The sequence below is a fragment of the Streptomyces sp. NPDC007863 genome (assembly GCF_040633895.1).
GTDB lineage: Bacteria > Actinomycetota > Actinomycetes > Streptomycetales > Streptomycetaceae > Streptomyces.
Genome location: NZ_JBEYEI010000001.1, coordinates 286,355 through 311,391, shown reverse-complemented (window position 1 = coordinate 311,391; position 25,037 = coordinate 286,355). Strand labels below are relative to the sequence as shown.

The window sequence follows — 25,037 nt, the reverse complement described above, 5'->3', positions numbered from 1 at the left end:
CCCTCAAGGAGCTGGACGCCGACTCCGACCCCGAGCCGGGCGAGGAGCTGCCGGACGAGGCGGCCGAGCTGCTCAGCGGGGCGAAGCTCAGCGTCACGATGGAGTCGAAGAAGCCGTTCGACGAGTCCGGGGAGGAGGACTTCGTCGGGATGGCGATGAAGGTCAGCGTCCCGGAGGGCGACCTGGTCGAGTACCGGCTCGTCGGCGACTACGTCTACTTCCGGTCCGACGTCGAGGCGCTCGGCGAGGCCATGGGCGCGCCCGTGCCGTCGGCCGGCGAACTGCCGCCGGAGGCCGGGGCCTTCAAGAAGATCCTGGAGGGCGAGTGGATCAAGGTCGACTACGAGGCGCTGGAGAAGGCCGGCGAGGAGACGGGCCGGGCGCCGGGCGAGAAGGCGCCGGAGACCGAGCCGTCGCCCGAGCCCACGCTCGACGCCAAGACCCGGAAGAAGCTCCTCGGGGCCCTGCGCGAGGTCGTCGCCCGTGACGTCGAGTTCACGACGGCCGGAGGCGCGGACGGCACGGAGCGCATCTCGGCGACGGCACCGTTCCGCACCCTGATCACGGACCTGTTCGACGAGATCCGCCCGTTCTCCGAGGAGCTGCCGCCCGGCGTGGAGCTGCCTTCGGCCGCCGACCTGAAGGACGCCCCCGCCGACAAGGTGACCGCCGACTTCACGCTCAGGAACGGCGAGCTGACCGAGGTGTACGTCGACCTCGCGAAGCTGACCGAGAGCGCGAAGGCGGAGAGGGTGGGACTGGGGCTGAAGCTCAGCTCCGGCACCAGCCCGACGGCCCCGGCCGGAGCCACGGAGCTGAAGCCGGAGGAGCTGACGGACGCCATCGCCGCCGCGATGATGCCCGAGGAGGGCGAGTTCCCGGAGGGCGAGTTCCCCGAAGAGGGTCTCGGCTAGGGCGAGTTCGGTGAGGGCGGGTTTTTAGAGCCCGCCGCGTACCGCGCCCGCCGGGAAAAGGAGGTGCGGGCGGCCCGCGGCCCCCGCTAGCGTCTCCCGCATGAAGCCTGCCGCTGAGACGACGACGCCGGAGAGTGTCCCGGCGCGCTGACCGTTGTCTCAGTCCGAAGCCCCGGGGCGAGTGCCCCGGGGCTTCGTGCCGTGGTCGCTCGCCCGCTCACCGCGAGGAGACCGCCGTGCACGACCACCGCCGACTGGGCCGCGAGCTGGGCCTGTTCGACACCGACCCGCTGATCGGGGCGGGCCTGCCGTACTGGCTGCCCGACGGCGCGGCCGTACGCCACGCCCTGGAGGAGTACATCCGTGACGCCGAGCGGCGGGCCGGCTACCGGCACGTGTACTCGCCCGTGCTCGGCAAACGGGAGCTGTACGAGATCTCCGGGCACTGGTCGCACTACGGCGACGACATGTTCCCGCCGATGGAGCTCGGCGGGGAGCAGGTGGTGCTGCGGCCGAGCCTCTGCCCGCACCACGCGCTCATCTTCCGCTCCCGGTCGCGCAGTTACCGGGAGCTGCCGCTGCGGATGGCGGAGCTGGGCGGCATGTACCGCTCCGAGCTGTCGGGCGTCCTGGGCGGGCTGACCCGGGTGCGGGCCATCCAGCTCAACGACGCGCACGTCTTCTGCACCCTGGAGCAGGTCGCCGGGGAGGCGGGGGCGGCGCTGGGGATGATCCGGAGGGCGTACGAGGCGATGGGCATCGTCCCGAGCCGGTACCGGCTCTCGCTGCCCGGGCCCGGCGGCAAGTACGTGGACGCGCCCGGCCTGTGGAGGCGGTCCACCGCCCTGCTGACCGAGGCCCTCGACGCCGCCGGGCTCGCGTACGACGCGGTGGAGGGCGAGGCGGCGTTCTACGGACCGAAGATCGACGTCCAGGTCGCCGACGGGGCGGGCCGGGAGTCGACCCTCTCGACCGTCCAGGTCGACTTCCACCAGCCCGAACGGTTCGGCCTGCGCTACGTCGGCGCGGACGGCGCCCGGCACCGCCCGGTGATGGTCCACCGCAGCGTCGTCGGCAGCGTGGAACGGGCCGTCGCCCACCTCGTCGAACACCACGGCGGGGCCTTCCCCGCCTGGCTGGCCCCGACCCAGGTCGTGGTCCTTCCGCTCTCGGCCGCCGAACTGCCCGCCGCCCGCGCCCTGGCCGGCCGGTGCGTCGACGCCGGCCTCCGCGCGGAGGTCGCCGCCCCCGACGAGGGCACCCTCGGCGCCCGGATCCGCGCCGCCCGCCTGGTCCCGTACCTGGCCGTCGCCGGCCCCCGGGAGGCGGCCGACGGCCGGGTCTCGCTCCGCCTGCGCGACGGCCGCAGGCTGCCCCCGATGCCGGTCGACGCGGCCCTCGCGCGGATCGGCGCGCTCGTCGCCGACCGCGGCGCCGAGCTGTGGTGATCACGTCCGGACCGATTGTCAGTGGTGGGTGAGACGGTGAAGCCATCACACCGGTGAAGACATCACACCGGCGAAGACGGGGAGTTGGCCATGTCCGGAAACCAGAACTACATCAATCACGTCGCGCTCGTGCTGGACGCCAGTTCGTCCATGTCGCATCTGCGGGGGAAGGTCGTCGAGGTCGCCGACCAGCAGATCGAGTACCTCGCCCGCCGGTCGCGGGAGCTGGACCAGGAGACGCGGGTCACCGTGTACGTGTTCGCGGACACCGTGCAGTGCGTCATCTACGACAAGGACGTGCTGCGGATGCCGTCCCTGAAGGCCCTGTACAACGTCGGGGGGATGACCTCGCTCCTCGCGGCGGCGCTGAAGTCGCAGCACGAGCTGGCGCAGACCGCCCAGCTGTACGGCGACCACAGCTTCCTCACCTTCGTCCTGACGGACGGCCAGGAGAACGCCAGCCACCGCTGCCCCGACGCGGCCGGCAAGAGCCCGAAGGCGCTGGTGTCGGCCGTGGCCAAGATGATCGAGCAGCAGGACGACAACTGGACGCTGGCCGTGCTCGTGCCGGACCAGATGGGCAAGCGCGAGGCCATGAACTGCGGCTTCCCGAAGGACAACGTCGCCGTCTGGGACGCCACGAGCACCCGGGGCCTGGAGGAGGCCGGTCAGGTCATCCAGCAGGCGACGGAGAAGTTCATGGTGGGGCGCACCAAGGGCATCCGCGGTTCGCGTTCCGTCTTCTCCGTGGGCGCGGACGCGGTCAACAAGGAGACGATCGCGGCGGCCGGCCTCACCCCGGTCGACGCGTCCGGGTACCAGCTGATCCCGGTGCCCCGGGACGTGGCGATCCGCGAGTGGGTCACCGAGTCCGGGCACACGTACACGACCGGGTGCGCCTTCTACCAGCTGAGCAAGTCGGAGAAGATCCAGGCGCGGAAGCGGATCGCGGTCCTGGAGAAGAAGACCGACCGCGTCTACACCGGGCCCGAGGCCCGCGCCCTGCTGGGCCTGCCGGACGAGGAGGTGCGGGTCAAGCCGGATCAGAACGCGGACTTCACCATCTTCGTGCAGAGCACCAGCGTCAACCGCAAGCTGGTGCCCAACACGCGGCTGCTGCTCATGCACTGAGGCGTCCCCACTCCCCCGGTCACCGCCACGCGCGGGCCTCGCTCAGCGGGCGGGGCCCGGCCGGGCCGTACTCCGGGAGGGCGATGTCGCCGGCCTTGGCGAACTGCGCGGCGAGGAGGTTGCGCAGGGGCCAGCGGGTCATCGAGCGCATCGAGAGGTCGCGCATCCGGATGCCGAGGCGGCCCGTCGGCGCGAAGCCGGCGGCTCCGCCGGGCGGGAGTTCCTGGGCCTGCGTGACATAGGGCCGCATCACCGTGTCGTAGCGGCGGAAGGCGGGCTCGTGCGCGCCTCGCGCCGCCGCCAGTTCGCCGGCGAGGACGTACGCGCCGACGAGGGCGAGGCTGGTGCCGAGGCCGGTGAGCGGCGTGGCGCAGTATCCGGCGTCGCCGAGCAGCGCCACCCGGCCGCGCGACCAGCCGTCGAGGCGGACCTGTGCCATGGCCTCGAAGAAGAAGTCCGGGGCGGTGCGCATGGCCCGCAGCAGGCGGGGCGTCTCCCAGCCGACGCCGGCGAAGCGCCGGGCGACGATCTCCCGCTGGGCCTCGACGTCGCGGCGGTCGTACGTCAGCGGCGGCGAGCGGAAGCTGAAGCCGGCCTTGATCTCGCCGGGGAGACGGCCGGGGCGGGCGGAGGCGACGAGCCCGCCGGGCGCGTTGTGCATCAGGTACCAGCCGTCGAGGTCCAGGTCGTCGTCGAGGGCGGTGAACCAGGCCGTGTACAGGCCGATGGGGTGGGCGAGGTCCCGCTCCGGGCCGAAGGCGAGGGAGCGGACGACGGAGTGCGTCCCGTCCGCTCCGACGACGAGGGCGAAGCGGCGGGGCGGCGCCTTCTCGAAGGTGACGGTGACGGCGTCCGGGTCCGACTCCTGGTCGATCCCGGTGATGGTGTCGTCGAAGAGGTACTCCGCGTCCGGCAGGGTCGCCTCGTACAGGAGGCGGGCGAGGTCGCCGCGGAGGATCTCGATCTCGGAGACGATCCCCTCGCCGCCGAAGCTGTCGGCGGGCACCCGGGCGGTGATCCTGCCCTTGCCGTCGACGAGGGCCAGGCCCCGCTGGTCGACGGTGACGGCCTTGACCCGGTCCATCAGGCCCATGCGCTCGACGACGGTCCGTCCGGCGCCCCGCAGGTCCACGGTCTGCCCGCCCGGGCGGGGCTCGGGCGCGCGCTCCACGACGGTGACCGCGAAGCCCGCCTTGCGTAGCCAGTACGCCAGCGCGGTTCCCGCGATGCCGGCGCCGCTGATGAGGATCTCGTTGCTCTTCATGCCGCCGAATGTACGCCGTACGCATCGGAGGGCGCAAGCCTGAATCCCAAGGCATTACTGCATTGCCGACACCTAGTGCACTAGTACGGATGGGCATGGAAGCAGTGCACTCACACGATCCCGCCCCGTCGGCCGCTACGATGGGGCGCACTCAGGTGCACTAGTGCGGAGGGCAGGGCGGTGTCGGAGGGCGACGGCAGGAGACCGGAACCTCGCTACAGCCGGATCGTCGGCGAGCTGCGGCGGCGGATCGAGAGCGGGGAACTGGCACCGGGCGAGCGGGTCCCCTCGACCCGGGAGATCACCCGCCAGTGGGGCGTCGCCATGGCGACCGCCACCAGGGTGCTGACAGAGCTGCGCCACGAGGGCCTGGTACGCGCCGTGCCGGGCGTCGGGACGGTCGTGTCGGCGCCGGAGCGGGCCACGGCTCCCGCCCCCGCTCCGACCGCTCCCGCTCCGCCGGCTCCGGCCGCTCCCGTCCGGCGGAGCACCCCCGCCCCCGCCGCCGCACCGGCCGGCTCCCCCGGCGGCCTCACGCTGTCCCGGATCGTGGCCGCCGCCGTCACCGTGGCCGACGCGGAGGGGCTGACCGCCGTCTCGATGCGCCGGGTGGCCGCCGAACTCGGCGTGGCGACCATGTCGTTGTACCGGCACGTCGCCGACAAGGACGACCTGCTCGTACGGATGATGGACGTGGCCATCGCCGAACGCCCGCTGCCCGCCGATCCGCCCCCGGGCTGGCGGGAGCCGCTCGACGTGGCCGCCCGGCAGCTCTGGGGCTTGTTCCGCGCCCACCCCTGGCTGGCGCCGGCCATGTCGCTGACCCGGCCGCAGCTCATCACCTCGGCGATGGTGTACAGCGAGTGGGTCCTGGGTTCCCTGCACCGGCACGGGCTCGACGACCAGTCGGCCTTCACCGCGCACCTGACGCTGCTCAACTACATCCGCGGCCTCGCCCTGAACATGGAGACGGAGCGGGAGGCGGAGGCGCAGAGCGGCCTCGACAGCGAGGAGTGGATGGACACGCAGGAACCCGCCCTCCGGGCGACCCTGGAGGGCGGGCGGTACCCGCAGCTCGCCCGCCTCTCACGGGCCGGATACGACTTCGATCTCGACGGTCTCTTCGAGTTCGGGCTCCAGCGGCTCCTCGACGGACTCGCCGTGCTCCTCGACGAGGAGGTTCCGCCCACGCGGGCATGAAGGGTCCCCCGGGTCAGTCGTCGGCGACCTGGAGGGCCACGGCGAAGTGCTCGCCGTCCGTGCCCGCGAGCAGGCTGTCGAAGAACGGGCTCACGCCGGTGACGGCACCTCCCGCCTCGTCGTGGTTGGTCCACCAGGAGGCGTCCGGTCCGAGGAGCGCCACCACCCGGTCCGCGGCGCGTCCGGCGACGTCGGCCGGCAGGTGACGGTGGGTCGGCCAGTACAGGTCGACGGTCGCGAGCCGGGCCAGGAACGGCGCGGCCTCGTACGTCTCCAGGGGCTCCAGCGCGGCGCAGATCTCCGGGACGGGAGGCGGTACGTACCCCGGGAGGAACCGCGCCCACGCCTCGTCCGACGCCATGGCGGCCAGCACGGCGCGGACCTCCGCCGCCAGCTCCGGAAGATCCGGGTCGGGCCCGGCGAAGCGTCCGGCGGCCACGTACACGCGGGCCGGTGTGGCCAGTTCGGCCATGGACGCCCGCAGGGCGGGCAGCACCGACGGCCCGGCGGGCCTCACGCCGCGGGGCCGTCGTGGGCCGCGCCGGCCCCACGGTCCAGCCGGTGCAGGACGCGCTCGCGGAGGAGCGCGTACTCCTCGCGGAGCCTGCGCCACTCGGCCACGGGCGGCCGGGGGACGACCGTCCCGGCGGTCACGGTCTCCTCGGGCCCGAACTGCTCGCGCGTGAGGTCGATCTCGACGCCCGCGCCCAGACGGTTCCACCAGTGGTAGTCCACCCGCTCGCCGTCGACGAGGACCTCGCCGCGGAGCAGTTCGCCGCCCAGGAGGTCGTTCAGCACCATCGCGGTCACCCCGCACTGGTCCCGCGCCGGATTGTCCGGGGTCCAGCGGGACCGGAACTCGGGCGTGGCCGTCTCGGCGCTCCAGCTGGCGCGCACGGCCCGTTCGATGTCGGAGAGGAGCAGGGGAGTCGTCATGCCATGATCCTTTCAGGAGTCGGCGGCCGGCGCGTGCGGGCCGCCGGGATCGTCACGGGAGGGCGGAGCACGGTGGACGAGGACGAGATGCGTCTGCGGTTCGACGACCGCAGCGTGGTCGAGCTGACGTTTCCGAAGGATCGGCTCTCCCCCGGCAGACGGCAGCGGATCGAGGACATCGCCCACGCGCTCGGCTACGGCCTGGCCGAGACCCGGGACGAGGGCCCCTTCGACCTGCGGCTCGTCTTCGGGCGCGTCGAGTCGCCCGCCGCCCGCAGCCGTCGGGAGGCGACCATCGCGCGCCTCCGTGCGGGCGGCACCGTTCTGCCGCCTCCGGCCGCGCCGGTCCCGCCGCCGCCCTTTCCGCCGCCGCCGGCCGCCCCGCCCCGTGGCCGCGGCATCCCGCCGATGCCGGCCTTCCCGCCCCCACCGCCACCGCCACCGCCCCCGCCCGTGCGCTGAGCGCAGGGGGCGGAGGCGGAGGCGGAAGGGGAGGCGACGGCCTGCGACGCTCCGTCAGCGGGAGAGGAACTCCTGGCGCAGGGCGTCCAGGATCCGCGCCGCCTCCGGGTGGCCGGAGTTGCGGCAGCGGGCCGCCGCGGTGGTGAGGCGGGCGATGGCCTCGTTGACGCGGTCGAGGCCGTTGCCCTCGACGAGGGCGGCGATGCGGACGGCTTCGGCACGCGGGAGTTCGCCCTGCTCGCCGCCCTCCTCGTGGGCGGCGATGGCGGACTCGGCCTCCGGCAGGGCCTCCTCGTGGCGGCCGGCCTCGGCGAAGACGCGGGCACGGCGGTAGTGGATCTCGCCGCGCTCGTACCAGACGGCGAAGCCGTCCGCCTCCTCCGCGGACAAGGCGGCGAGGACCGCGTCGGCGCGCGCGAGGTGCGCCAGGGCCTTGTCGGTGCCCGAACCACCCCCCGGAGCCTCGCCCTCGTCCCCGCCCTCGTCCTCGTGGGTCTGCGGGGTGAGGCGGGCGAACTCGCGCATCATCTGCAGGATGAACGGCGGGTTGGGCGACTCGGCGTGGGCGGCGACGGCGCGCTCGTACGCCGTGTCGGCCGCTTCCCGGCGTTCGGCCAGGGCGAGGGTGATGGCGGCCTCGGCGGCGACCAGGGTGAGGACCCCGCCGCGCTCCTCCCGCGGCCAGCCGGAGACGGTGTCGGCGAGCCGGAGCAGTTCCTCGGCGGCCGGGAGGTACTCCTCCAGTTCGCGCAGACCCCGGCCGAAGGTCAGGCGGGCCTGGGCGAGCGTGCGCTCGTCGACGCCGGAGACGGCGTCGTCGGCGAGGACGGACTCCAGGACGGCGACCGCGTCGGCCTGCTGCCCCGAGCGGGCCAGGACGTCGGCGAGCTGGAACCGCGCCTCGGCCGCCTCGCCGGGCTCGCCGTCCTGGTCGAAGCGCGCGGCGGCCTCGGAGAGGTGGCGTACGGCGCCGGTGAGGTCCCCGGCGTGCGTGGAGGCGTGGCCGAGCAGCAGATGCGTCGGCGCGAGCCGGAAGGTGGTGTCGTCGTACGCGACGGCGTCCGCGTTCGCGGCGTGCAGCAGCTCCACCGCCTCCTCCGGCCGGTCCTGGGCGAGGAGCACCTGCGCCAGGAGCGCGTTCGGGCGCGGCCTGCGCCAGGGGCGTCCGGCCGTTTCGAGGTCCTGGAGCGCGGCCCGGAGTTCCCGCTCGGCGTCGGCCATCGCGCCGCGCCGGGCGAGCATGTCCGCGCGGAACTGGCGGGCGTTGGCGCTCTGGTGCGGGTAGCCGAGGCGCAGGGCCTCGGCGGCGAGGGTCCCGACGGCCTCCTCGAACCGCTGGGCGAGCGCCTCGGCCTCTGCGCCCCGGTCCGCCTCGCCGTCCTCGCCGTCCTCCCCGTGGTGGGACCGCTTCATCCCGTCGAGGAGCGCCTGGTACGCGGCGAAGGCGTCGGAGTAGCGGAAGGAGAGGTACGAGAGAGCGCGCTCGGCGGGCAGGTCGGCGCCGAACACCGCCTCCGCGTCCCCGAGCGGCTCGCTGTCGAACGGCGTCTCGGCGAGCAGCTTCTCGGCCGTGGGCAGCAGCTCGTCGAGTCCGGCACGGGTGAAGGCGTGATCGGGGACGGCGCCGTCCGCGTCCCGCGAACCCGGGCTGCTCGCCCAGGCGAAGGCGCGGGCCCGGGCGGAGAGCGCGTGCCAGGGCAGGCCCAGCTCCTCGAAGTGCCGGACGGCGGTGTCGAGTTCGGCGATGGCTGCCGTGTGCAGGTCGTCGAGCCAGAGCTTCTGGCCGTGCTGTTCGGCGAGTTCGGCGCGCAGGAGGTCCCCGGGGCCGACGGCGTCGTCGTACGAGGCGGAGCCGTCGGCCAGGCGCTCCGTGACGCGCGTCCAGAGCCGGGTCTCGCCGGGGTGCCCCTCGCGGGACAGCCGGCGGACTTCCCGTACCAGCGCGGCGAAGTCCTCGGGGATCTCGATCCGGACGGTGGCCGGGGCGCCGGCGGCGCCGGTCACGCCCGGCCCGGCCGCTCCGGGCTTCCGGGCGGCGCCGGTGACGGCCCGGAGTCCGAGCGGCAGCGGCTCGTCGAGGAGCGGACGGCGGGCGAGCCGGGTCCGGCGGCCGTCGCCGACGGCCCCGGTGCCGTTGCGGCGGTCGAAGGCGGCGACGAGCGGCTCGGCCTCGGCGCGGACGTGTGCGAGGAGCTCGCCGGCCGTCCAGTCGCGGCCGGGCGGGCCGGCGACGGTGGTGCCGTCGTGGCCGTCCTCGGCGAGGCGGGCGAGGAGGACCTCGACGCCGGTGAGGAAGGCGAGGTGGTCGAGCGGGGCGCCGGTCGCCTCGAACAGCGGACGGTTCTCGGCGAGGATCTCCAGGCCCCGGCCCTCGTTCCGGGACAGTGCGCAGAACTCCAGGTGGAGACCGACCTCGGCCTGCATGGCGGCGTTGCCGCGCACCTTGCGGTAGCCGGTGAGGTGGTGGGAGCGGGCCTCGTCGGTGCGGCCGGTGCGCAGCAGCGGGAGCAGGGCGCGGGCCTGGCTCATCTGCGGTTCCTCGCTGCACGTGGACGCGCCGGCGAGGACCGGGCGCCAGACGTCGAGGGCGGCGGTGTCGTCGCCGGCGGCGACCTGGTGCCAGGCGTGGTGCCGGGTCTCGCAGGCCTCGCAGTCGCTGAGGTCGGTGCGGGGCCGGGTGGCCCAGAGGTCGTACGCGTCGGCGACGCCGGTGCCGGTGTGCCGCGCGAGGTGGTAGCGCATGGCGGCGACCGGCTGCACGCCGTGGCCGGCGGCCTCGTACCGGTCGCGCATCTGGTCGATCCAGCCGCCGATGGCCGTCAGCGGCATCTCGGGCACCTGCAGGAGGGAGGTCGTCACCCACTTGAAGCGCCAGAAGACCTGGTGGGCCTCGTAGGGGCTGAAGGAGTCGGGGGCGGCGTCCCACAGCTTGAGGATGCGGGCGAAGGCGACCGGCGACTTGCGCTGCTCGCCGGTGAACTCGTACGCCGTCATGAGTTCGAGGAGCGCGGTGACGAGCACGTCGGGCTTCTCGAAGACCTCGGCGGCCTCGACGAGTTCCTCCGCGGTGATGGTGCGCGGCAGGCCGTGGGGGCGCTCGTGGTTCTCGCGGAGCGCCTCGATGACGGCCTCGGGCGTGTCCGGCATCTAGCTCTCCTTCCGGGACCCGGAGCCGGGGCCGAGGTCGGGGCCGGCGTCGCCCGGGTGGTGCATGGCGTGGGTGAGGAGGCCGATGAAGGCCCGGTTGAGCAGGGCGCTCTCGCTCGCGCGCAGCGGGCGGCGGCTGAGCAGCAGGGCCTGGCCGTAGAGGGCCTCGGCGGTGGTGACGGCCAGGCCGCGCTCGCCGATGGTGAGGGCCTGGCGGACCAGCGGGTTGAGGTGGTTGAGGACGAGCTGGGCCCGCGGCGCCTCGTCGCGGAGCGAGCCGAGGATGTCGGCCCACAGGCCGTCGCTGTCGGCGGCGAGGCCGGCCCGGGTGCGCTCGTGCCGGGCGTCGCGGTTGTCGAGGAGCAGCGCGGGGGCGGTGACGGGCTGGAAGTCGCGCAGGACGACGTCGCAGTCGTGGACGCCGATGGTCTCGCGGGCCACCGCGAGGAAGGCGGCGGCGCGGAGTTCGGCGCTCGGGTCGACGGCGTCGAGGTGGGCGGTGACGGTGGCCGGGTCGAGGTCGCCGACGGAGGTGCCCGGGCGGATCTCGGGGAGGCGGTGGACGAGGTCGCGGTCGTACGTGTACCCGCCGTTGACGACGCCGAGTCCGGCGGCCGCGGCGATCGGCGCGACCTGTCGGAACTCCTCGACGCTGCGCGTCACGAGGAGCGTCGGGTGGGTGCGCGCGAACTCCTCCAGGGTGACGTTCCCGTCGGTGGTCTCGAACGGCAGCCAGGGCAGCACGACCCGCAGCAGCTCGTCGTCGTAGCGGGCGAGCGCCTTGACCGCGAGGTGGTGGGTGTCGATGAAGCGGTGGAGCAGCGCCGGGTCGCTGGCGGCGAGACCGGTGAGCCAGTCGCGGATCCGGTCGCCGAGGGCGTCCCGTACGGCGGAGAGCGTGCCGTCCTCGTACAGCGACTCTCGGGAGGCGGTGGGCCGCAGGCTGGTGGTGTCGACGACGCAGCGCACGAAGAACGCCCACTCGGGGAGCAGTTCGGGCGCCTGGTCGGTGAGGAGCATGCCCTTGAGGTGGACGCGGTGTCCGGCGCGCTGGGCCGGGCTGACCGCGGTCGGCAGGACGTAGGCGACGCCGCGCAGACCGGCGGCGGGCAGGTCGAGCTCGATGGTGTCGAGCGGGGTGAAGTCGAAGAGCTCGCGGCAGTACGCGGTGTACGCCTCGCGCTTGGCCAGCGGCGAGCGGTGCGTCCGCTCCCACGGCGGCGCCGCGTTGATCCGGTGGCTGTCGCCGCGCGCGTCGACGACGGTGACCTCGTGGCGCAGCAGCCCGCCGTAGTGCCGGGCGAGCGCGACGACCTGCTGGGGGCCGGTCCACTCGGCGTTGTCGGCGCGCGGGACGAGCTTCACGGTGGTGCCGGGCTCGGGGAGCGTCGCGGACGGCAGGGTGCGGATGGTGTAGCGGCCGTCGGAGTGGCCGCGCCACTCGACGGTGGGCGCGGCCGGGTCGGCGGCGGACCGGCTGAGCACGGTGATCTCGTCGGCGACGACGAAGCAGGCGAGCAGCCCGATGCCGAACTGCCCGATGAACTCGCCCCGGGCCGCGTCGAGCCCCGCCCCGTCCAGCGCCCCGTCGGCGGTGCGCTTGGAGCTGCGCCCGATCGTGGCGAGGAACCGGTGCACATCGGCCTCGGACAGCCCGATGCCGGTGTCCGTGACGGTCAGCGTCTCCCCCGTGCGCACGGTGATCGTGCCGGGCGCGCCGGGGTGGAGTGCCTGCCGGGCGGTGATGGCGTCGACGGCGTTCTGGAGGAGCTCGCGGAGGTAGACGCGGGGGCTGGAGTAGAGGTGGTGGGAGAGCAGGTCGACGAGGCCGCGCAGATCCACCTGGAAGGTGTGGGCGGTCTCGGGGGAATCGGGGTGGAACACCTGACGCAGTCCTTCGGGCGCGAGCGGGTGGGAACGAGGGTGGGGTGAGGAATCGGCCTCGGAAGCGGAAGCGGAATCGGGGCGGCGTCGGAAGCGGGCGGCATTCGGAAGCGGAAGCGGAGACGGCGTCCTCGTAGCGGTGCCGTACGGGCGATGCCCGGGCTCCCCGGGCGGCTTCGCCCCGGAAGGCGGTCCGCCCGGCTGCCCCCGTCCCGCCTCCGCCCCCTCAGCGTCCGGCGTACGAGCGGTGCTGTCTGTAGGCCTTGGCGGGGTCGGAGCCGTCGAGGTAGTACCAGGGGAACTCGGTGACGCGGCCCTCCGTGGCGCGGAAGCACGCGCGTGCGGAGGCGACGTCGCCGGCGAGGGCGAACGCCATGGCGAAGGTGTTGTAGACCTGGAGCCAGCCGCGTCCGCGCACGAAGTCCGGGTGGCGGAAGGAGTGGTCGGCGGCCTCGTTGAGGGAGGCCACGACCTGCGGCTGCCGGATGTAGCGCGCGTCGGGACCGGAGTCGAGGGCGAGCCAGTGCTCCAGGTGCGCGACGGCCACGAGCTGGCCGAGGAGCGTCCCGCCGGGCGCGCCGAAGGCGGCGGCGCGGGCGAAGTCGTGCATCTCCTCGTGGGAGCCGCTCCACTTCTCGCAGACCTGCTGCAGCTGCTGCTGGTGCGCGCCCAGGTGGTGCGGGTCCCGGCGGACGGTCGCCTCGAAGCGGCGCCATGCCACGTCCTGGCCGACCTGGAGGCCGCGCCCGGTGACCTGGAGGCCGTACCAGGGCGAGGTCCATCCGGGTTCGCGCTCGGCCACCTCGTACAGCCAGGTCTCGGCGGTGCCGAGCCGGTCGAAGAACACCTCGAACTGCTCGCGGGACACGTGCTGCGCGCGGGCGCCGGTCCTGGCTTCCCAGGCCCAGCTGATGTGCCGGACGCCGGCCACGAGGCGCGGCAGCGCGGCGTCGGGCTCCGCGGCCATGACGTCGGCGATCCACCGCTCCACACCGGCGACGTCGCCGACGGACCACAGGAGGCCGGTGCGGTCCTCGCTCTCGGGCCGCGCGTCGAGCACGTCCCGGACGGCGGCCCAGTCCCCGGTCTCGGCGGCTTCGCGGACGGTCCGTGCCTGCGGGTCGCCGGAGTCCCCGTCCACGCGCGCGACGGGCCGGCCCGTCCATCTTCCCAGCGTGTTCCCCAGTTCCTGGAGCAACGCCATGTCCCCACCCCTTGATGTGTGCGCACGGGGTGGCTGATGATCGTCCCACCCCGTGGGTGTAGTGACTATCACGCGTGACCGACAATCGCACACCTATATGACCCGCAGGTCGGATCGGCCGGGGTCCCGTCATGCCAGGGGGAAGCGGAATGCGCGGGATGCGCGTCGTGGTGTCCACATACGGGGCGCGCGGAAGCGTGGAGCCCATGGCCGGGCTGGCGGTGCGCCTGCGCGAACGGGGCGCGGAGGTACGGGTGTGCGCCCCGCCCGACGGGGAGTTCGCGGAGCTGCTGGCCGCGTCGGGGGTGCGGGCGGTGCCGGTGGGCGCGCCGGTGCGACCGCTGGTGACGACGGTGCGGCCCGGGTCTGCCGTGGGTCTGGCGCAGCGGGCGGCCGATCTGATGGCCGCGCAGTTCGGGCCGGTCGCGGAGGCGGCCGAGGGGTGTGACGTGGTGGTGGCGACGGGCCCGCTGCCGGTGACGGCGGGGGCGCGGTCGGTGGCCGAGCGGCTCGGGGTCCCCTACGTGTACGCCACCCACACGCCGGTCGTGCTGCCGTCCCCGCACCAGCCGCCGCCGGGCCGGCGGGGCCGGCCGCTGCCGCGGGAGGTCAAGGACAACCGCGAGCTGTGGGACCTGGACGCCCGCCTCGCGAACGACATGTTCGGCGCGATGCTCGGCGCGTTCAGGGACGCGGCGGGCCTGGCGCCGGTGGACGACGTGCGCGGCTACGCCTTCACCGACCGCCCCTGGCTGTCGGCGGACCCGGTCCTGGCGCCGTGGCCGACGGCCGGCGGCGGTGCCGAACGCGGTGCCGACGGCGCGGTCGACGTCGTCGGGACGGGCGCGTGGTTCCGTCCCGTCGCCCGCCCGCTCCCACCGGCGGTGGCGGCCTTCCTGGCGGCGGGGCCGCCGCCCGTGTACGTCGGTTTCGGCAGCACCCCGCTCGGTACGGCCGCGCCCGCCCTCGCCCGGGCGGCGATCGATGCGGCCCGCGAGCAGGGCCGCCGCGTGATCCTGGCGCGCGGCTGGGCCGGCCTGACCCCGGTCGACGACGGCGACGACTGCCTCGCGGTCGACGAAGTGGAGCACGCGTCCCTCTTCGCCCGGGTGGCGGCCGTGGTCCACCACGGCGGGGCGGGCACCACGGCCACCGCCGCCCGCGCCGGTACGCCGCAGGTGATCGTGCCCCAGGCCGGCGACCAGCCGTACTGGGCGGACCGCGTCGCGACCCTCGGTCTCGGCACGGCCCTCCCGACCCCGACCCCGACCCCGACCCCGTCCCCGGAATCCCTGTCGGCCGCCCTGGCGACGGCGCTGCGCCCCGAGACCCGCGCACGGGCGGAAGCCGTACGCGGACGGATCCGCGACGACGGCGCGGCGGTGGCGGCCCGGCTGCTGTCGGAGGCGGCGGGCCGGTAGCGACACCGGCGGAAGGCCGTGCCGACCGTGGCGGGGCACTACCCGGACGGAAGCCGCTCCGCGCAGGCCTCCAGCAGGTACGTGAAGGCCACGTCGGGGGAATCGGCGGGGAACTCCCGTGTGACCGTGCCGCCGCCCGCCGTCGGGGTGACCACGTACTTCACGGCGAGGTAGGAGAGGCCTCCCCAGGGCTCACGCGCGTGCGCCCTCGCGAGGACGCCGCCGCACCGCTCGCAGGCGATCCAGGGCACGAGGACGTCGGCCGACCCGCCCGCCCCGTCCTCGTCCGCCAGCAGCCTCACCGGGGCCGGCCCACCGTCCCCGGGGCACCGGCGGAGTCCCGGCGTCAGCGCCTCCCGCTCTCCCCAGCCCTCCGCGAGCACGGAGATCCGTACCCGCGCCAGCTCGGTGATCGGCACCTGAGAGGCGATCAGGCCGGACACGAGCAGCCCCAGCGCCGCCTCCTGCTCACCGAGGGACCAGCAGTCCCTGGCCTCCTGCGCCTCGGCCTCGGGCAGCAGGGCGGTGAGTTGATTCCAGACGACGCCGTCCTCGGTCACGGAAGCGACGCTACCCGACCGGCGTGAACGGGCAGTGGGGTGCGGGCGCCGCGTCGGTCACGGACACAGGAGCGGGAAGGCGACCTCGGCCCAGAGGGCGCGGGGAGGGACGGGCCGGCGGTCCGTTGCCGGCTGGTCGTCGGGGGTCCAGACGTGGGAGGTCCGCCCCGCGTCCGTGCCGGCCTCCCGGGTCGGGGCCCAGCCCGGGTCTCCGGTCGCGGCGAAGGCGGCCCAGGCGCCGACCATGCGGCGGGACAGGGCGTGGTCCTCGGGGGTGGGGGCGCCGCCGACGAGGAAGTGGAGGTGTTCGTCGTCGAGGTTGCCGAAGGCGAAGGGGACGTCCGCGCAGTGCCAGGCGCGGACGGCCGTGCCGTCGGAGCGGTCGCGACGCCGGTCGAAGCGGGCGAGGTACGTCCGGCCGCCGCCGGCCGCGTGTGCTTCGGCGATGCGGTGGGTGAACTCGACGAAGAGCAGGTCGCCGAAGAGCGCGAGGTAGGTGTCGGCGAGGAGCGCCGGGTCCGGGGAGCGGTAGGCGTCGAGGAGGTCCTCGCCCAGGCCGAAGTCATGGGCGAAGCGGGCGAGTTGCGGCTCGGTGGTGAGTTTCGCGCAGCTGCCGACCGCGTCGAGGAGCCAGTACTCCTCCGTGGTGTGGCAGAGCAGCAGGTCCATGTCGCGGCCCGCGCCGGCGGCCAGGGCGGTGAGCGGGTCGGCGGGCAGGGTGTCGCCGTCGAGGACGGGGGCGAAGAGGGAGGGGTCGTAGTGGCGGGAGCCGGAGCCGGGGTCCTTCCGGTACGCGTCGACCACCCGGTCCGCGGCCTCGACCAGGGCCTGCGGGGTGGCCGACGCCAGGCCTTCGGGGGTCGCGGGGCAGCCGGCCGCGGCGGCGATCTCACGGGTGGTCGCGGCGGCGAGGTCCCGGGTCTGGAACGGGCTCACGGGGCTGTGGGCGATGGCGCGGCGGAACAGGCCTCGGGCCCCGTCCATGACCATCAGGCAGACCACGGAGGTGGCACCGGAGGACTGGCCGGCGAGGGTGACGTCGTCGGGGTCGCCGCCGAAGGCGCGGATGTTGTCGCGCACCCAGCGGAGGGCCGCGATCTGGTCCGACAGCCCCCGGTTGTCGGGGACTTCCGGCGCTTCGGGAACGTGCCCGAAGCCCTCGAACCCCAGACGGTAGTTCACGGTCACGACCACCAGGCCCGCCCGGGCCAGCGCCGTGCCGTCGAAGTCGGGCTGGGCGGAGGAGCCGAAGGTGTAGGCGCCGCCGTGGAACCAGACCAGCACGGGGAGACGGCCGCCGCCGGGCGCCGGCGTCCAGACGTTGACGGTGAGGACGTCCTCGTCTCCGGGCGACCACGTCGGCGCGCCGGGAAGCTCCGCCGACTGCGGGGCGATCGGCCCGAACTCCGTACCGTCCCGGACGCCGCTCCACGGCGGGGCCGGGCGCGGCTCCCGGAACCGGTCGGCGCCGAACGGCGGTGCGGCGTAAGGGATTCCGCGGGCGCCGACGACATCGCCGCCCGCGACCCGGAAGCCCCGAACCGCACCGCCCGTCGTCTCGAAGACGTCGTCGTCCATGGGTGGGGCCTCGTTTCGCCGGGGAGGAGGGGGTGTCGGTGATCATCTTCGTGCCGCGGCGCCCGCCCCGTCCAACACCGGGCGGCAAGCGATCCACGCACCTGCGTTGTCAATGGTCGTCGAACACCCGGACGCCCGCTGCTATGTTCGTTCGCCATGCGATCACGTGACTTCGACCTCGACTTCCGCGACCGGGCGCGCCGGATGAGCACCTGGGGCATGGGCCTGCTGGGCCTGGCCGCGCTCCTGTGGACCTGGTGCGCGGTCCTGCTGCTGACGCCGTACGAAGTCGACCGCAAGCCCGACGACAAGTACCCGGCCGAGTGCGAGGCCCGACTGCTGACCGATGACGGCACCGCCAACCGCGGCATCCGGCAGAACTCCTGGTGCCAGGCCGAACGCGACTGGCCCGAGGCGCTGCTCGTCCTCGGCCTCTCGATCCCGGTCTCGGTCGCGGGCGTGGGCCTCTACACGACCGGCGCGGTGAGCCGCCGCATGAGCGCCCACTCCCAGGCGATGCGCGCACTGGACGGGATCGCCGACTCCGCGAGCGCGTGACGCGCCCCCACACGCGTCAAGCCCCGGGGGTCCTGCCGGCGGCGGAAGGGTCTCTCCTTCGCCGGTCGTAGGTCCAGCGGGGTATGGGCGGGTGCCCGGTCCGGTCCCTAGGGTCGGGGTGTCCGTCGATCAGGAGGTCCTGCCGTGCCCGCCGATGCCGCCGCCCACATCCGTATCGCCCGTCCGTCGCGTGACCTGGAGGCGGCGGAACGCTTCTGGGTGGCGGGGCTCGGCCTCGACGTGCAGTACCGGCACGCGGCCGACGGCACTCCGGGCATGCACTCGCTGCTCATGGTCGGCTGGCGCGGCGCCGGCTGGCACCTCGAACTCGTCCATGATCCGGCCGCCCCGATGGAGCCCCGGCCGACGGCCGAGGACCTGCTGGTGGTCTACCTCGACGAGGAGGTGCCGGAGGCGCTCGTGCGGCGGCTCGAAGAGCACGGCGGAAAGCGCGTCCCCGCCCACAATCCGTACTGGGACACCTGGGGCGTGACGATCCAGGACCCGGACGGCTATCTGCTGGTGCTGTCCACCCGGGACTGGTCCAGCACCTGACGTACGGCCCGTGGCGTACGGCGCCCCGTGACGTACGGCGGCCCGTGACGTACGGCGGGCCGTGGCGTACGGCGCCTGGCGGGCGGCGCCTCCGGTGGACGTTCCGTACGCTGGCGGCATGCGCATGCGGCCTACTTTGAGCTGGACACCGACCGGGGAGCTGCCGCCGGGGACGACCGATCTGGAACCGGTCGTCGACGCGGTGCGGGCCGGAGGCGTCCTCGTCCTCAGCGGGGCCGGGATCTCGACGGAGTCGGGCATCCCGGACTACCGCGGGGAGGGCGGCAGCCTCAGCCGGCACACGCCCATGACGTACCAGGACTTCACCGGCGACGCGCGGGCGCGGCGGCGGTACTGGGCGCGCAGCCACCTCGGCTGGCGCACCTTCGGGCGGGCGCGGCCCAACGACGGGCACCGTGCGGTGGCCGCCTTCGGCCGGGCCGGGCTGCTCGGCGGCGTCGTCACGCAGAACGTCGACGGGCTCCACCAGGCCGCCGGGAGCGACGGCGTCGTGGAGCTGCACGGCGGTCTCGACCGGGTCGTGTGCCTCGACTGCGGCGACACGAGCGCCCGGCGGGAGCTCGCACGGCGGCTCGAGGAGGCCAATCCGGGGTTCGACCCCGTCCCCGCCGCGATCAACCCCGACGGCGACGCCGACCTCACGGACGAGCAGGTCGCGGGCTTCCACGTGATGCCGTGCGTGGTGTGCGGCGGGGTGCTCAAGCCGGACGTCGTGTTCTTCGGCGAGTCGGTGCCGCCCGCGCGCGTGGAGCACTGCCGGGAGCTGGTGCGGGCCGCCGCGTCGGTTCTGGTGCTCGGGTCGTCACTGACGGTGATGTCGGGGTTGAGGTTCGTCCGGCAGGCCGCGCAGGCCGGTACGCCCGTGGTGATCGTCAACCGGGATCCGACGCGTGGCGACACGCTCGCCGCCGCCCGGGTGGCCCTGCCCCTCGGGAAGGCGCTCACCGCGGTCGCGGAGCGGCTGGCCGTCGACCTGGGGCACGACGGGGCGTGAGCCCCCTCCCGGAACCCTGACCCGCCCCCACCGGCCGGCCGTCGCTCAGTGGGGCGACCGGATGCCCCAGGCCGCGGCCTGGGCGGCCGCCGCCGCGCGGTTCGGGACGTCGAGCTTGGCGAGGATGTGCTCGATGTGGGTGCCCACCGTGCGCGGGGTGACGTAGAGCAGCTCGGCGATCTGGCGGTTGGTGCGTCCGGCCGTCAGCTCGGCCAGTACCTCCAGTTCCCGCGGCGACAGCCCGCCCGGCGGCCGGACCGGGCCGGACGGGACCGCCGGGCCGGACGGGACCGCCGGGCCCGCCTCGCCGGAGGCCACGGTCGCGGCGAGCGCCTCGGTGAGGAGGGTGACCACGGCGCGGGCCGGGTCGGGGGTGCGGCGCGGTCGCCGGATGCTGACGTTCAGCATGCCGACGTACCGGCCGTCGGAGGCGAAGAGGCACTGGGCGACGCCGTCCACGATGCCCAGCGGGGCGAGCACGTCCTGGAACCCCGGCGAGGCGTCGAGCAGCGGCCCGGGGACGTCCCCGAGCCAGAGGCCGCCACGCGCCGGGCTGTGCAGCACGGGGAAGACCGGGTCGCGGTGGAGGCGGGTCTCGATGTAGGCCGTGGCCTCCTCGGGATAGCTCCCGGCCAGCGTGGTGTGGCGCCGCCGCCGGGGGTCCCACCGGGTCAGGGAGGCGTGGTCGTGCTCCATGACCTCCGAGAGGGCCGCCAGGACCGTGTCGACGCCGGCCGAACCGGCCGTCGCGCTCCTGGCGGCGTCCCGGACGTGGACGGCGGCGTCGAGGATGTCCGCTGTGCTGTGCCGTGCCGCCATCCCTCCAGGATGATCATCTGCCCGGCATACGTCAATCGCGCGGGATGTCGGACCCCTCGCCGACTCCGGCGTGGGGCGCGGCCTCGTACACGATCCGCCCGTCGAGGACGGTGAGGACGACGGGCAGCTCCGGTATGGCGTGCGGGTCGGCGCCGAGCAGGTCGCCGTCGACGACGCACAGGTCGGCGACCTTGCCGGGCTCCAGGGAGCCCTTCCAGTCGTCGGCGAAGTCCTGCCAGGCCGCGTCGATCGTGTACGTACGGATCGCCTCGGCGAGCGCGATCCGCTGCTCGGGTCCGCTGACCCGGCCCGCGGCCTTCGACTCGCGCAGCACCATGGTGGCGACGCCCTGCCGCCAGTCGGGGTGCGTGACGGGGGCGTCGGAGCCGCTGGCCACGCGCACGCCGGCGTCGAGGGCGTCGCGGTACGGCCACGCGTACGCGGCCCGGCCCGCGCCGACGAACTCCTCCTCCATGTCCGCCACCGTCCACTTGATGGTCGGGTTCATGTTGACCCCGAAGTCGTGCTCGGCCAGCACCTTCATGGCGTGCGGGGTGAGGAAGTCGCCGTGGATGACGTAGTGGCGGGCGTCGTCGCGCGGGTGCGCGGCCGTGGCCTCGGCGAAGGCGTCCGCGACGGTGTCGATGGCCCGGTCGCCGGTGGCGTGCACGCCGAGCTGGTGCCCGGCGGCGTGGGCGTGGCGGATCATCGCGCGGATCTCGGCGACCCGCTCGTCGTCGATGTCGCCGCCGACACACAGGGACCCGCAGCCCCCGCCGACGTACGGCTCGTGCATCCAGGCCGTCTTGTTGGGGACGATGCCGTCGGCGAAGACCTTCACGCCGTGGATCGCGAGGCGGCGCGGGTCGGCGCCGCCGGACGGGTCGGAGGCGTCGAGGGCGTCGAGGTTCCGGGCGAACTCCTCCGAGGTGCTCGCCATGCCGGTCGGCAGGAGCAGGACGCCGACGCGGGCGGTCAGCTCCCCGGCGGCGAGCAGCTCGCGGTAGACCTCCAGGGTCCGGGTGCCCATGGTGCCGCGCATGATGCCGTCGCCGCCGGGGCCGAGGCCGGGCTCGGTGTAGCTGGTGACGCCGAGCCGGGCGAGCGTGGCGAGGGTCGACCGGATGGCGTCCGCGCGCTCCTCGCGGCCGAGCGCCGGCAGCGCGTTCTGGACGAGGGCCTGCGCGCCCTCGTGCAGCAGGCCGGTCGGCTCCCCCGCCTCGTCCGTGACGATGGCCCCGCCGGGCGGCGCCACGGTGTCCCGGTCGATGCCGATCAGCTCCAGGGCCTTGGAGTTGACCCAGGTGGCGTGCCCGGAGAAGGAGTACAGGACGACGGGGTGGTCGGGGCTCACCGCGTCGAGGTCGCCGCGCGAGGGGTGCCGGGACGGGTCGGCGACGCACTCGGCGAGGAAGCCGGTGTCCCAGCCGTGCCCGGTGACCCACTGCCCCTCGGGCGTCCGCCCCACCGCCTCCCGCACGGCCCCGGCCACGTCGGCGAGGGAGGAGACGGCGGGGTGGCCGACCTCCAGCGACAGCGGCGGGCTCGCCGTCCCGAAGGCGCAGCCGTGCAGGTGGGAGTCGTTGATCCCGGGCAGCAGCGTCGCCCCCGCCAGGTCGACGACCCGGGTGCCGGGCCCGATGAACGGCGCCACGTCCTCCCGCCCGCCGACGGCGCTGATCACCGATCCGGTCACCGCCAGCGCCTCCGCCACGGAGAACTCCGCGTCGACCGTGACCACACGGCCGCCGACGAACACCAGATCCGCATACGTACCCACAGCAGGTCCTTTCGAAGACCGGGCGCCGCCACGGACGCCCGCGAACGATCTCCCGAGGACTATCGCCGGGCCCGCCCCCACGGCACATCGGTCATTCCACCGATACGGGCACGGGGCCGAACGGGTTCTCCTCGGCGTGGCGACCGGGCGCCCCCCTGGCGCTCCGCCGACCGGTACGTCGCCGCAGGCAGCGGCGACAAGTGCGTTCATCCGCTTGACATCCGCGTCCCCGGGATCTTCACCTCCGCTGCTCCCGACGGCCCATCCCTCCGCTCATCACAACGCGTAGGCCGTAGCGGCGAGACGGTGTTCCCTGTCGTCACCCGCCGCCGTGCCCGGCCGTTAGGGGCGGCTAGGGCGGGAGTCTCCTTCCCGCCGGACGAAAGGACAGACACTCCATGCGGTACTTCCGCGGTTTGCTCATCGCGTTCTCGGTAGGTGCCCTGTCGCTGGGCACCGTGACCGCCTCCCAGGCACTCGGCGGCGCCGTCGACGCGGCCGCGCACAGCCGCCACGTCTCCGGGGACGACGGGCACGGCAAGGGTGGCGACCACGTCGTCATCGACAAGTCGAAGCACAACCTGAACCACAGCTGCAAGGGCACGTTCGGGTACTGCACCCAGAACGCGGTCTTCGCCCCGAAGATCATCGGAGACGTCGGTCTCATCGGCACGACGGGTCTGATCGGCCTCACCGGCACGACGGGCACCACGGGTACGACGGGCACCACCGGCACGACCGGCACCACGGGCACCACGGGCACCACCGGGACGACCGGCACCACCGGCACCACGGGCACCACGACTCCTCCCGAGGACGCGGAGTGGTGTTCGCCCGGCTTCTGGAAGAACCACCCCGAGGAGTGGCCGGTCTCGACCGACATCCTGTACAGCACCGTCTTCGGCGCCCCGCCGCCGCGGTCGAACCAGGGCATCGCGCAGAACGCCCCGATCAACCCGACCCTCTTCGAGGTCGTCGACAACCCGCAGTGGTACGGCGGCGGTGCGGCCGAGAACGTCGCCGACTACCTCAGTGACCAGGACCCGCGCATCAACTACCAGGGCTTCCGCGTCGACAACTGCCCGCTCTAGGCACCGTCCCGGCGGCTTGGCGTAGCCGCCGACGACCTTTCCGAGCAGGTGCGGCCCGTGCGGAGGACGCCGACTCCGCACGGGCCGGCCCGCCCCGGCCACCCCACCCAAGGAGCATGATGCGAGAACCGCGGCCCCCCGCCCGGTGGTCCCCCGCGTCGCTGGTCGCGCTCGCGGTCACGGCGCTGGCGCTGAGCGGCGCCGTCGTCGCCCACGTGGCATTCCTCTTCCTCGGCGTGGCACCGGCCAACGCCGTGAGCGTGCACCACCACGAGGGGATCGACGCCTACGTCCAGCCCGAGTTCGCCCAGGACTGGAAGCTCTTCGCCCCCAATCCCATGCAGCGCAACGACGCCGTCGGCGTCCGGGTGACCACCGTCGACGCGGACGGACGCCCCCGGCTCTCCGACTGGATCAACCTCACGGACCAGGACGTGGAGGCGATCCGGGGCCATCTCGCGCCGAGCCACGTGGACCAGAACATGCTGCGCAGGGCCTGGGACTCGTACGTCGCCACCCACAGCGTCCAGGGCGATCTGCCCAAGGGAGCGCGCGGGGAGCTGACCGGTACCTACCTCAAGCGCGTGGTGCTCCAGCGGACCGGGGCCACCTGGGAGGGCGGGCGGATCACCTCGATGCAGGTCGCCGGCCGCTTCACCCTCATCGACCCGCCGGCGTGGAGCCGGGAGGCACCGCCGGACACGACCGAGTACCGGATGCTCCCCTGGTGGCCGGTCGCCCCGCAGGACTTCAGGGAGCTGTGACATGAACCGATCGCCCCTCCTCCCCGGGCTCGCCGGGCTCGCCGCGCGCCTCGCGGGCCGGCTGCCGGACATCACGACGGTGCGGGCGCCGTACCAGGCCGCCGTCCTGCGCATCGGCCTCGCGGCCGTCTGCCTCGCCTTCCTGCTGCGCGAGTGGCCCCACCGGCATGTGCTGTACGGGAACCGCAGCCCCCTCTCGTACGACCTGGCACGGATCCTGGTCGAGGAGGAGGGCAGCTTCACCGTGCTCCTCTGGAGCGACGGGCAGCTCTGGTTCGAGACCGTCTACACCCTGGCCACGGCCGCCGCCGTCGCCGTGCTGGTCGGCTGGCGCACCCGGACCATGTCCGTCCTCCTGATGGTCGGCATGCTGTCGCTGGAGAACCGCAACAGCCTGGTGGGCGACGGCGGTGACAACGTCATCCGCATCATGGTCATCTACCTGGTCCTCACCCGCTGCGCCGAGGTGTGGTCCCTCGACGCGCGCCGCGCACGCCTTCGGCCGCGGGACGGGAAACGACTCGCGGACGGGGACGGGGACGGGGACGGAAGCGGGGCGGGGCGGGGCGCCTGGGGAGCGTTCGACATCCCGGGGCTCGCCCTGTGGGCACTGGCCCCCACGCCCCTTCTCGCGCTGTCCGGCCGCGCCCCGCTGGGCTGGGCCCTCGCCCTCTGGCTCCTGTGGGCGGTGCTCGGCGTCTGGTACGTCGCCGACCGTTGGTTCCCCCGCCACGAGGCGCGGGCCGTGCTCGACGCGGCCGCGTCGATGCTGCACAACGCCGCGATGCTCGTCGTGGCCGCGCAGGTCTGCCTGATCTACGCGACCGCGGGCTGGTACAAGATCCAGGGCTCGCGGTGGCAGGAGGGCAGCGCGCTCCACTACGTCCTGCACCTGGACTACTTCGCCCCCTGGCCGTCGCTCTCGGCCTTCCTCGCCTCCCAGACTCTGCTGGTCCTCGGCCTGACGTACGGCACGGTGATCGTGCAGGTGGCGTTCCCCTTCACGCTGGCCCACCGCAAGCTGAAGAACGTCCTGCTCGCCGTGATGATCCTGGAGCACCTGGGCATCTCGGTGGTCCTCGGCATCCCCCTGCTGTCGCTGTCGATGGTGGTGTGCGACGCAGTCTTCCTGCCCACCGGCCTGCTCGTGGCGCTCGGTGCGCGCTGCGCCCGGCTCCCCCTGCGCGCGCGGGTGCCCGCCCCCAGGGAGGCGGACCGGGACGCGGACCGGGACGCGGAGCGGGACACGGACCGGGCCCCGGCCACGACGACGCCCGGCTGAGCGCCGGCGCGCGCCCCTCGCCGG

Annotated in this window: 22 protein-coding genes; 12 read left to right on the top strand and 10 right to left on the bottom strand. The window is 74.2% G+C overall.

Features of this window, described 5'->3' with window-relative positions:
* The first annotated feature begins 98 nt into the window (after positions 1–98).
* The 3 genes from ABZ621_RS01305 (at position 99) to ABZ621_RS01295 (ending at position 3,493) form a co-directional block, all read left to right on the top strand.
* Positions 99–914, top strand: coding sequence for a hypothetical protein (locus ABZ621_RS01305; protein ID WP_360599424.1), 816 nt, complete (start codon positions 99–101; stop codon positions 912–914).
* A gap of 134 nt (positions 915–1,048) precedes the next feature.
* Positions 1,049–2,362 (top strand): threonine--tRNA ligase, encoded by a 1,314-nt coding sequence (gene thrS / locus ABZ621_RS01300; protein WP_360599422.1) that lies wholly within the window; start codon positions 1,049–1,051, stop codon positions 2,360–2,362.
* Between the two features lie 90 nt (positions 2,363–2,452).
* The gene (locus ABZ621_RS01295) at positions 2,453–3,493 is read left to right on the top strand and encodes a vWA domain-containing protein (RefSeq protein WP_360599420.1); all 1,041 of its coding nucleotides are present in this window, start codon (positions 2,453–2,455) and stop codon (positions 3,491–3,493) included.
* Positions 3,494–3,512: 19 nt separating this feature from the next.
* Here the strand turns inward: ABZ621_RS01295 and ABZ621_RS01290 are convergent, their stop codons facing one another.
* A complete protein-coding gene (locus ABZ621_RS01290; RefSeq protein WP_360599418.1) occupies positions 3,513–4,757 on the bottom strand; it encodes an FAD-dependent monooxygenase in 1,245 nt (414 codons plus the stop codon).
* A gap of 180 nt (positions 4,758–4,937) precedes the next feature.
* On the opposite strand from ABZ621_RS01290, the gene ABZ621_RS01285 reads away from it, so the two are divergent.
* Positions 4,938–5,957, top strand: coding sequence for a TetR/AcrR family transcriptional regulator C-terminal domain-containing protein (locus ABZ621_RS01285; RefSeq protein ID WP_360599416.1), 1,020 nt, complete (start codon positions 4,938–4,940; stop codon positions 5,955–5,957).
* Positions 5,958–5,970: 13 nt separating this feature from the next.
* Here ABZ621_RS01285 and ABZ621_RS01280 read toward each other — a convergent pair whose 3' ends face one another.
* Complete coding sequence (locus tag ABZ621_RS01280) at positions 5,971–6,474, bottom strand: hypothetical protein (RefSeq protein WP_360599414.1); 504 nt, start codon at positions 6,472–6,474, stop codon at positions 5,971–5,973.
* The gene (locus ABZ621_RS01275) at positions 6,471–6,893 is read right to left on the bottom strand and encodes a hypothetical protein (RefSeq protein WP_360599412.1); all 423 of its coding nucleotides are present in this window, start codon (positions 6,891–6,893) and stop codon (positions 6,471–6,473) included. Before ABZ621_RS01275 ends, ABZ621_RS01280 begins: the two co-directional genes overlap by 4 nt.
* A gap of 3 nt (positions 6,894–6,896) precedes the next feature.
* Between ABZ621_RS01275 and ABZ621_RS01270 the strand changes: the two genes are divergently transcribed.
* Positions 6,897–7,355 (top strand): hypothetical protein, encoded by a 459-nt coding sequence (locus tag ABZ621_RS01270; RefSeq protein ID WP_360599411.1) that lies wholly within the window; start codon positions 6,897–6,899, stop codon positions 7,353–7,355.
* A 54-nt stretch (positions 7,356–7,409) separates the two neighbouring features.
* Here the strand turns inward: ABZ621_RS01270 and ABZ621_RS01265 are convergent, their stop codons facing one another.
* The 3 genes from ABZ621_RS01265 to ABZ621_RS01255 form a co-directional block, all read right to left on the bottom strand.
* Positions 7,410–10,502 carry a hypothetical protein gene (locus ABZ621_RS01265; RefSeq protein ID WP_360599409.1) on the bottom strand — a complete coding sequence of 1,031 codons (3,093 nt, stop codon included), beginning with the start codon at positions 10,500–10,502 and terminating at the stop codon, positions 7,410–7,412.
* On the bottom strand, positions 10,503–12,386 hold the full coding sequence (locus ABZ621_RS01260) for an HSP90 family protein (RefSeq protein WP_360599407.1): 1,884 nt from the start codon (positions 12,384–12,386) through the stop codon (positions 10,503–10,505). It lies immediately after the preceding gene.
* Positions 12,387–12,612: 226 nt separating this feature from the next.
* The gene (locus ABZ621_RS01255; RefSeq protein ID WP_360599405.1) at positions 12,613–13,590 is read right to left on the bottom strand and encodes a hypothetical protein; all 978 of its coding nucleotides are present in this window, start codon (positions 13,588–13,590) and stop codon (positions 12,613–12,615) included.
* A gap of 158 nt (positions 13,591–13,748) precedes the next feature.
* On the opposite strand from ABZ621_RS01255, the gene ABZ621_RS01250 reads away from it, so the two are divergent.
* Positions 13,749–15,011: a glycosyltransferase gene (locus ABZ621_RS01250; protein ID WP_360599403.1), complete on the top strand. Its 1,263-nt coding sequence runs from the start codon at positions 13,749–13,751 to the stop codon at positions 15,009–15,011.
* Positions 15,012–15,049: 38 nt separating this feature from the next.
* Here the strand turns inward: ABZ621_RS01250 and ABZ621_RS01245 are convergent, their stop codons facing one another.
* Together ABZ621_RS01245 and ABZ621_RS01240 are read right to left on the bottom strand one after the other, a co-directional pair.
* The gene (locus tag ABZ621_RS01245; protein WP_360599401.1) at positions 15,050–15,571 is read right to left on the bottom strand and encodes a hypothetical protein; all 522 of its coding nucleotides are present in this window, start codon (positions 15,569–15,571) and stop codon (positions 15,050–15,052) included.
* Positions 15,572–15,628: 57 nt separating this feature from the next.
* Complete coding sequence (locus tag ABZ621_RS01240; protein ID WP_360599399.1) at positions 15,629–17,149, bottom strand: carboxylesterase family protein; 1,521 nt, start codon at positions 17,147–17,149, stop codon at positions 15,629–15,631.
* Between the two features lie 156 nt (positions 17,150–17,305).
* On the opposite strand from ABZ621_RS01240, the gene ABZ621_RS01235 reads away from it, so the two are divergent.
* From ABZ621_RS01235 to ABZ621_RS01225, 3 genes are all read left to right on the top strand, one after another.
* The gene (locus ABZ621_RS01235; RefSeq protein ID WP_360599398.1) at positions 17,306–17,707 is read left to right on the top strand and encodes a hypothetical protein; all 402 of its coding nucleotides are present in this window, start codon (positions 17,306–17,308) and stop codon (positions 17,705–17,707) included.
* 144 nt (positions 17,708–17,851) lie between these two features.
* Entirely contained in the window at positions 17,852–18,262 is a 411-nt protein-coding gene (locus ABZ621_RS01230) for a VOC family protein (RefSeq protein WP_360599396.1), read from the top strand.
* Positions 18,263–18,380: 118 nt separating this feature from the next.
* A complete protein-coding gene (locus ABZ621_RS01225; RefSeq protein WP_360599394.1) occupies positions 18,381–19,277 on the top strand; it encodes an NAD-dependent protein deacetylase in 897 nt (298 codons plus the stop codon).
* Positions 19,278–19,322: 45 nt separating this feature from the next.
* On the opposite strand, the gene ABZ621_RS01220 is transcribed toward ABZ621_RS01225, so the two are convergent.
* Together ABZ621_RS01220 and ABZ621_RS01215 are read right to left on the bottom strand one after the other, a co-directional pair.
* Positions 19,323–20,096: a LuxR C-terminal-related transcriptional regulator gene (locus ABZ621_RS01220; RefSeq protein WP_360599392.1), complete on the bottom strand. Its 774-nt coding sequence runs from the start codon at positions 20,094–20,096 to the stop codon at positions 19,323–19,325.
* A 31-nt stretch (positions 20,097–20,127) separates the two neighbouring features.
* Complete coding sequence (locus tag ABZ621_RS01215) at positions 20,128–21,876, bottom strand: amidohydrolase (RefSeq protein ID WP_360599391.1); 1,749 nt, start codon at positions 21,874–21,876, stop codon at positions 20,128–20,130.
* Positions 21,877–22,274: 398 nt separating this feature from the next.
* Here ABZ621_RS01215 and ABZ621_RS01210 point away from each other — a divergent pair, with 398 nt between their 5' ends.
* The 3 genes from ABZ621_RS01210 (at position 22,275) to ABZ621_RS01200 (ending at position 25,013) form a co-directional block, all read left to right on the top strand.
* Positions 22,275–22,967 (top strand): hypothetical protein, encoded by a 693-nt coding sequence (locus ABZ621_RS01210; protein WP_360599389.1) that lies wholly within the window; start codon positions 22,275–22,277, stop codon positions 22,965–22,967.
* 116 nt (positions 22,968–23,083) lie between these two features.
* Positions 23,084–23,731 carry a DUF5819 family protein gene (locus ABZ621_RS01205; RefSeq protein WP_360599387.1) on the top strand — a complete coding sequence of 216 codons (648 nt, stop codon included), beginning with the start codon at positions 23,084–23,086 and terminating at the stop codon, positions 23,729–23,731.
* 1 nt (position 23,732) lies between these two features.
* A complete protein-coding gene (locus tag ABZ621_RS01200; RefSeq protein WP_360599385.1) occupies positions 23,733–25,013 on the top strand; it encodes an HTTM domain-containing protein in 1,281 nt (426 codons plus the stop codon).
* Positions 25,014–25,037 lie beyond the last annotated feature (24 nt).

Bases quoted from the DNA above. Each gene is read 5' to 3' on its own strand.
- ABZ621_RS01305 (WP_360599424.1), top strand. From the start codon at position 99: ATGGAGTCGAAGAAGCCGTTCGACGAGTCCGGGGAGGAGGACTTCGTC.
- ABZ621_RS01295 (WP_360599420.1), top strand. From the start codon at position 2,453: ATGTCCGGAAACCAGAACTACATCAATCACGTCGCGCTCGTGCTGGAC.
- ABZ621_RS01290 (WP_360599418.1), bottom strand. From the start codon at position 4,757: ATGAAGAGCAACGAGATCCTCATCAGCGGCGCCGGCATCGCGGGAACC.
- ABZ621_RS01275 (WP_360599412.1), bottom strand. From the start codon at position 6,893: ATGACGACTCCCCTGCTCCTCTCCGACATCGAACGGGCCGTGCGCGCC.
- ABZ621_RS01270 (WP_360599411.1), top strand. From the start codon at position 6,897: ATGATCCTTTCAGGAGTCGGCGGCCGGCGCGTGCGGGCCGCCGGGATC.
- ABZ621_RS01265 (WP_360599409.1), bottom strand. From the start codon at position 10,502: ATGCCGGACACGCCCGAGGCCGTCATCGAGGCGCTCCGCGAGAACCAC.
- ABZ621_RS01255 (WP_360599405.1), bottom strand. From the start codon at position 13,590: ATGGCGTTGCTCCAGGAACTGGGGAACACGCTGGGAAGATGGACGGGC.
- ABZ621_RS01250 (WP_360599403.1), top strand. From the start codon at position 13,749: ATGCGCGTCGTGGTGTCCACATACGGGGCGCGCGGAAGCGTGGAGCCC.
- ABZ621_RS01240 (WP_360599399.1), bottom strand. From the start codon at position 17,149: ATGGACGACGACGTCTTCGAGACGACGGGCGGTGCGGTTCGGGGCTTC.
- ABZ621_RS01235 (WP_360599398.1), top strand. From the start codon at position 17,306: ATGCGATCACGTGACTTCGACCTCGACTTCCGCGACCGGGCGCGCCGG.
- ABZ621_RS01225 (WP_360599394.1), top strand. From the start codon at position 18,381: ATGCGCATGCGGCCTACTTTGAGCTGGACACCGACCGGGGAGCTGCCG.
- ABZ621_RS01220 (WP_360599392.1), bottom strand. From the start codon at position 20,096: ATGGCGGCACGGCACAGCACAGCGGACATCCTCGACGCCGCCGTCCAC.
- ABZ621_RS01210 (WP_360599389.1), top strand. From the start codon at position 22,275: ATGCGGTACTTCCGCGGTTTGCTCATCGCGTTCTCGGTAGGTGCCCTG.
- ABZ621_RS01205 (WP_360599387.1), top strand. From the start codon at position 23,084: ATGATGCGAGAACCGCGGCCCCCCGCCCGGTGGTCCCCCGCGTCGCTG.
- ABZ621_RS01200 (WP_360599385.1), top strand. From the start codon at position 23,733: ATGAACCGATCGCCCCTCCTCCCCGGGCTCGCCGGGCTCGCCGCGCGC.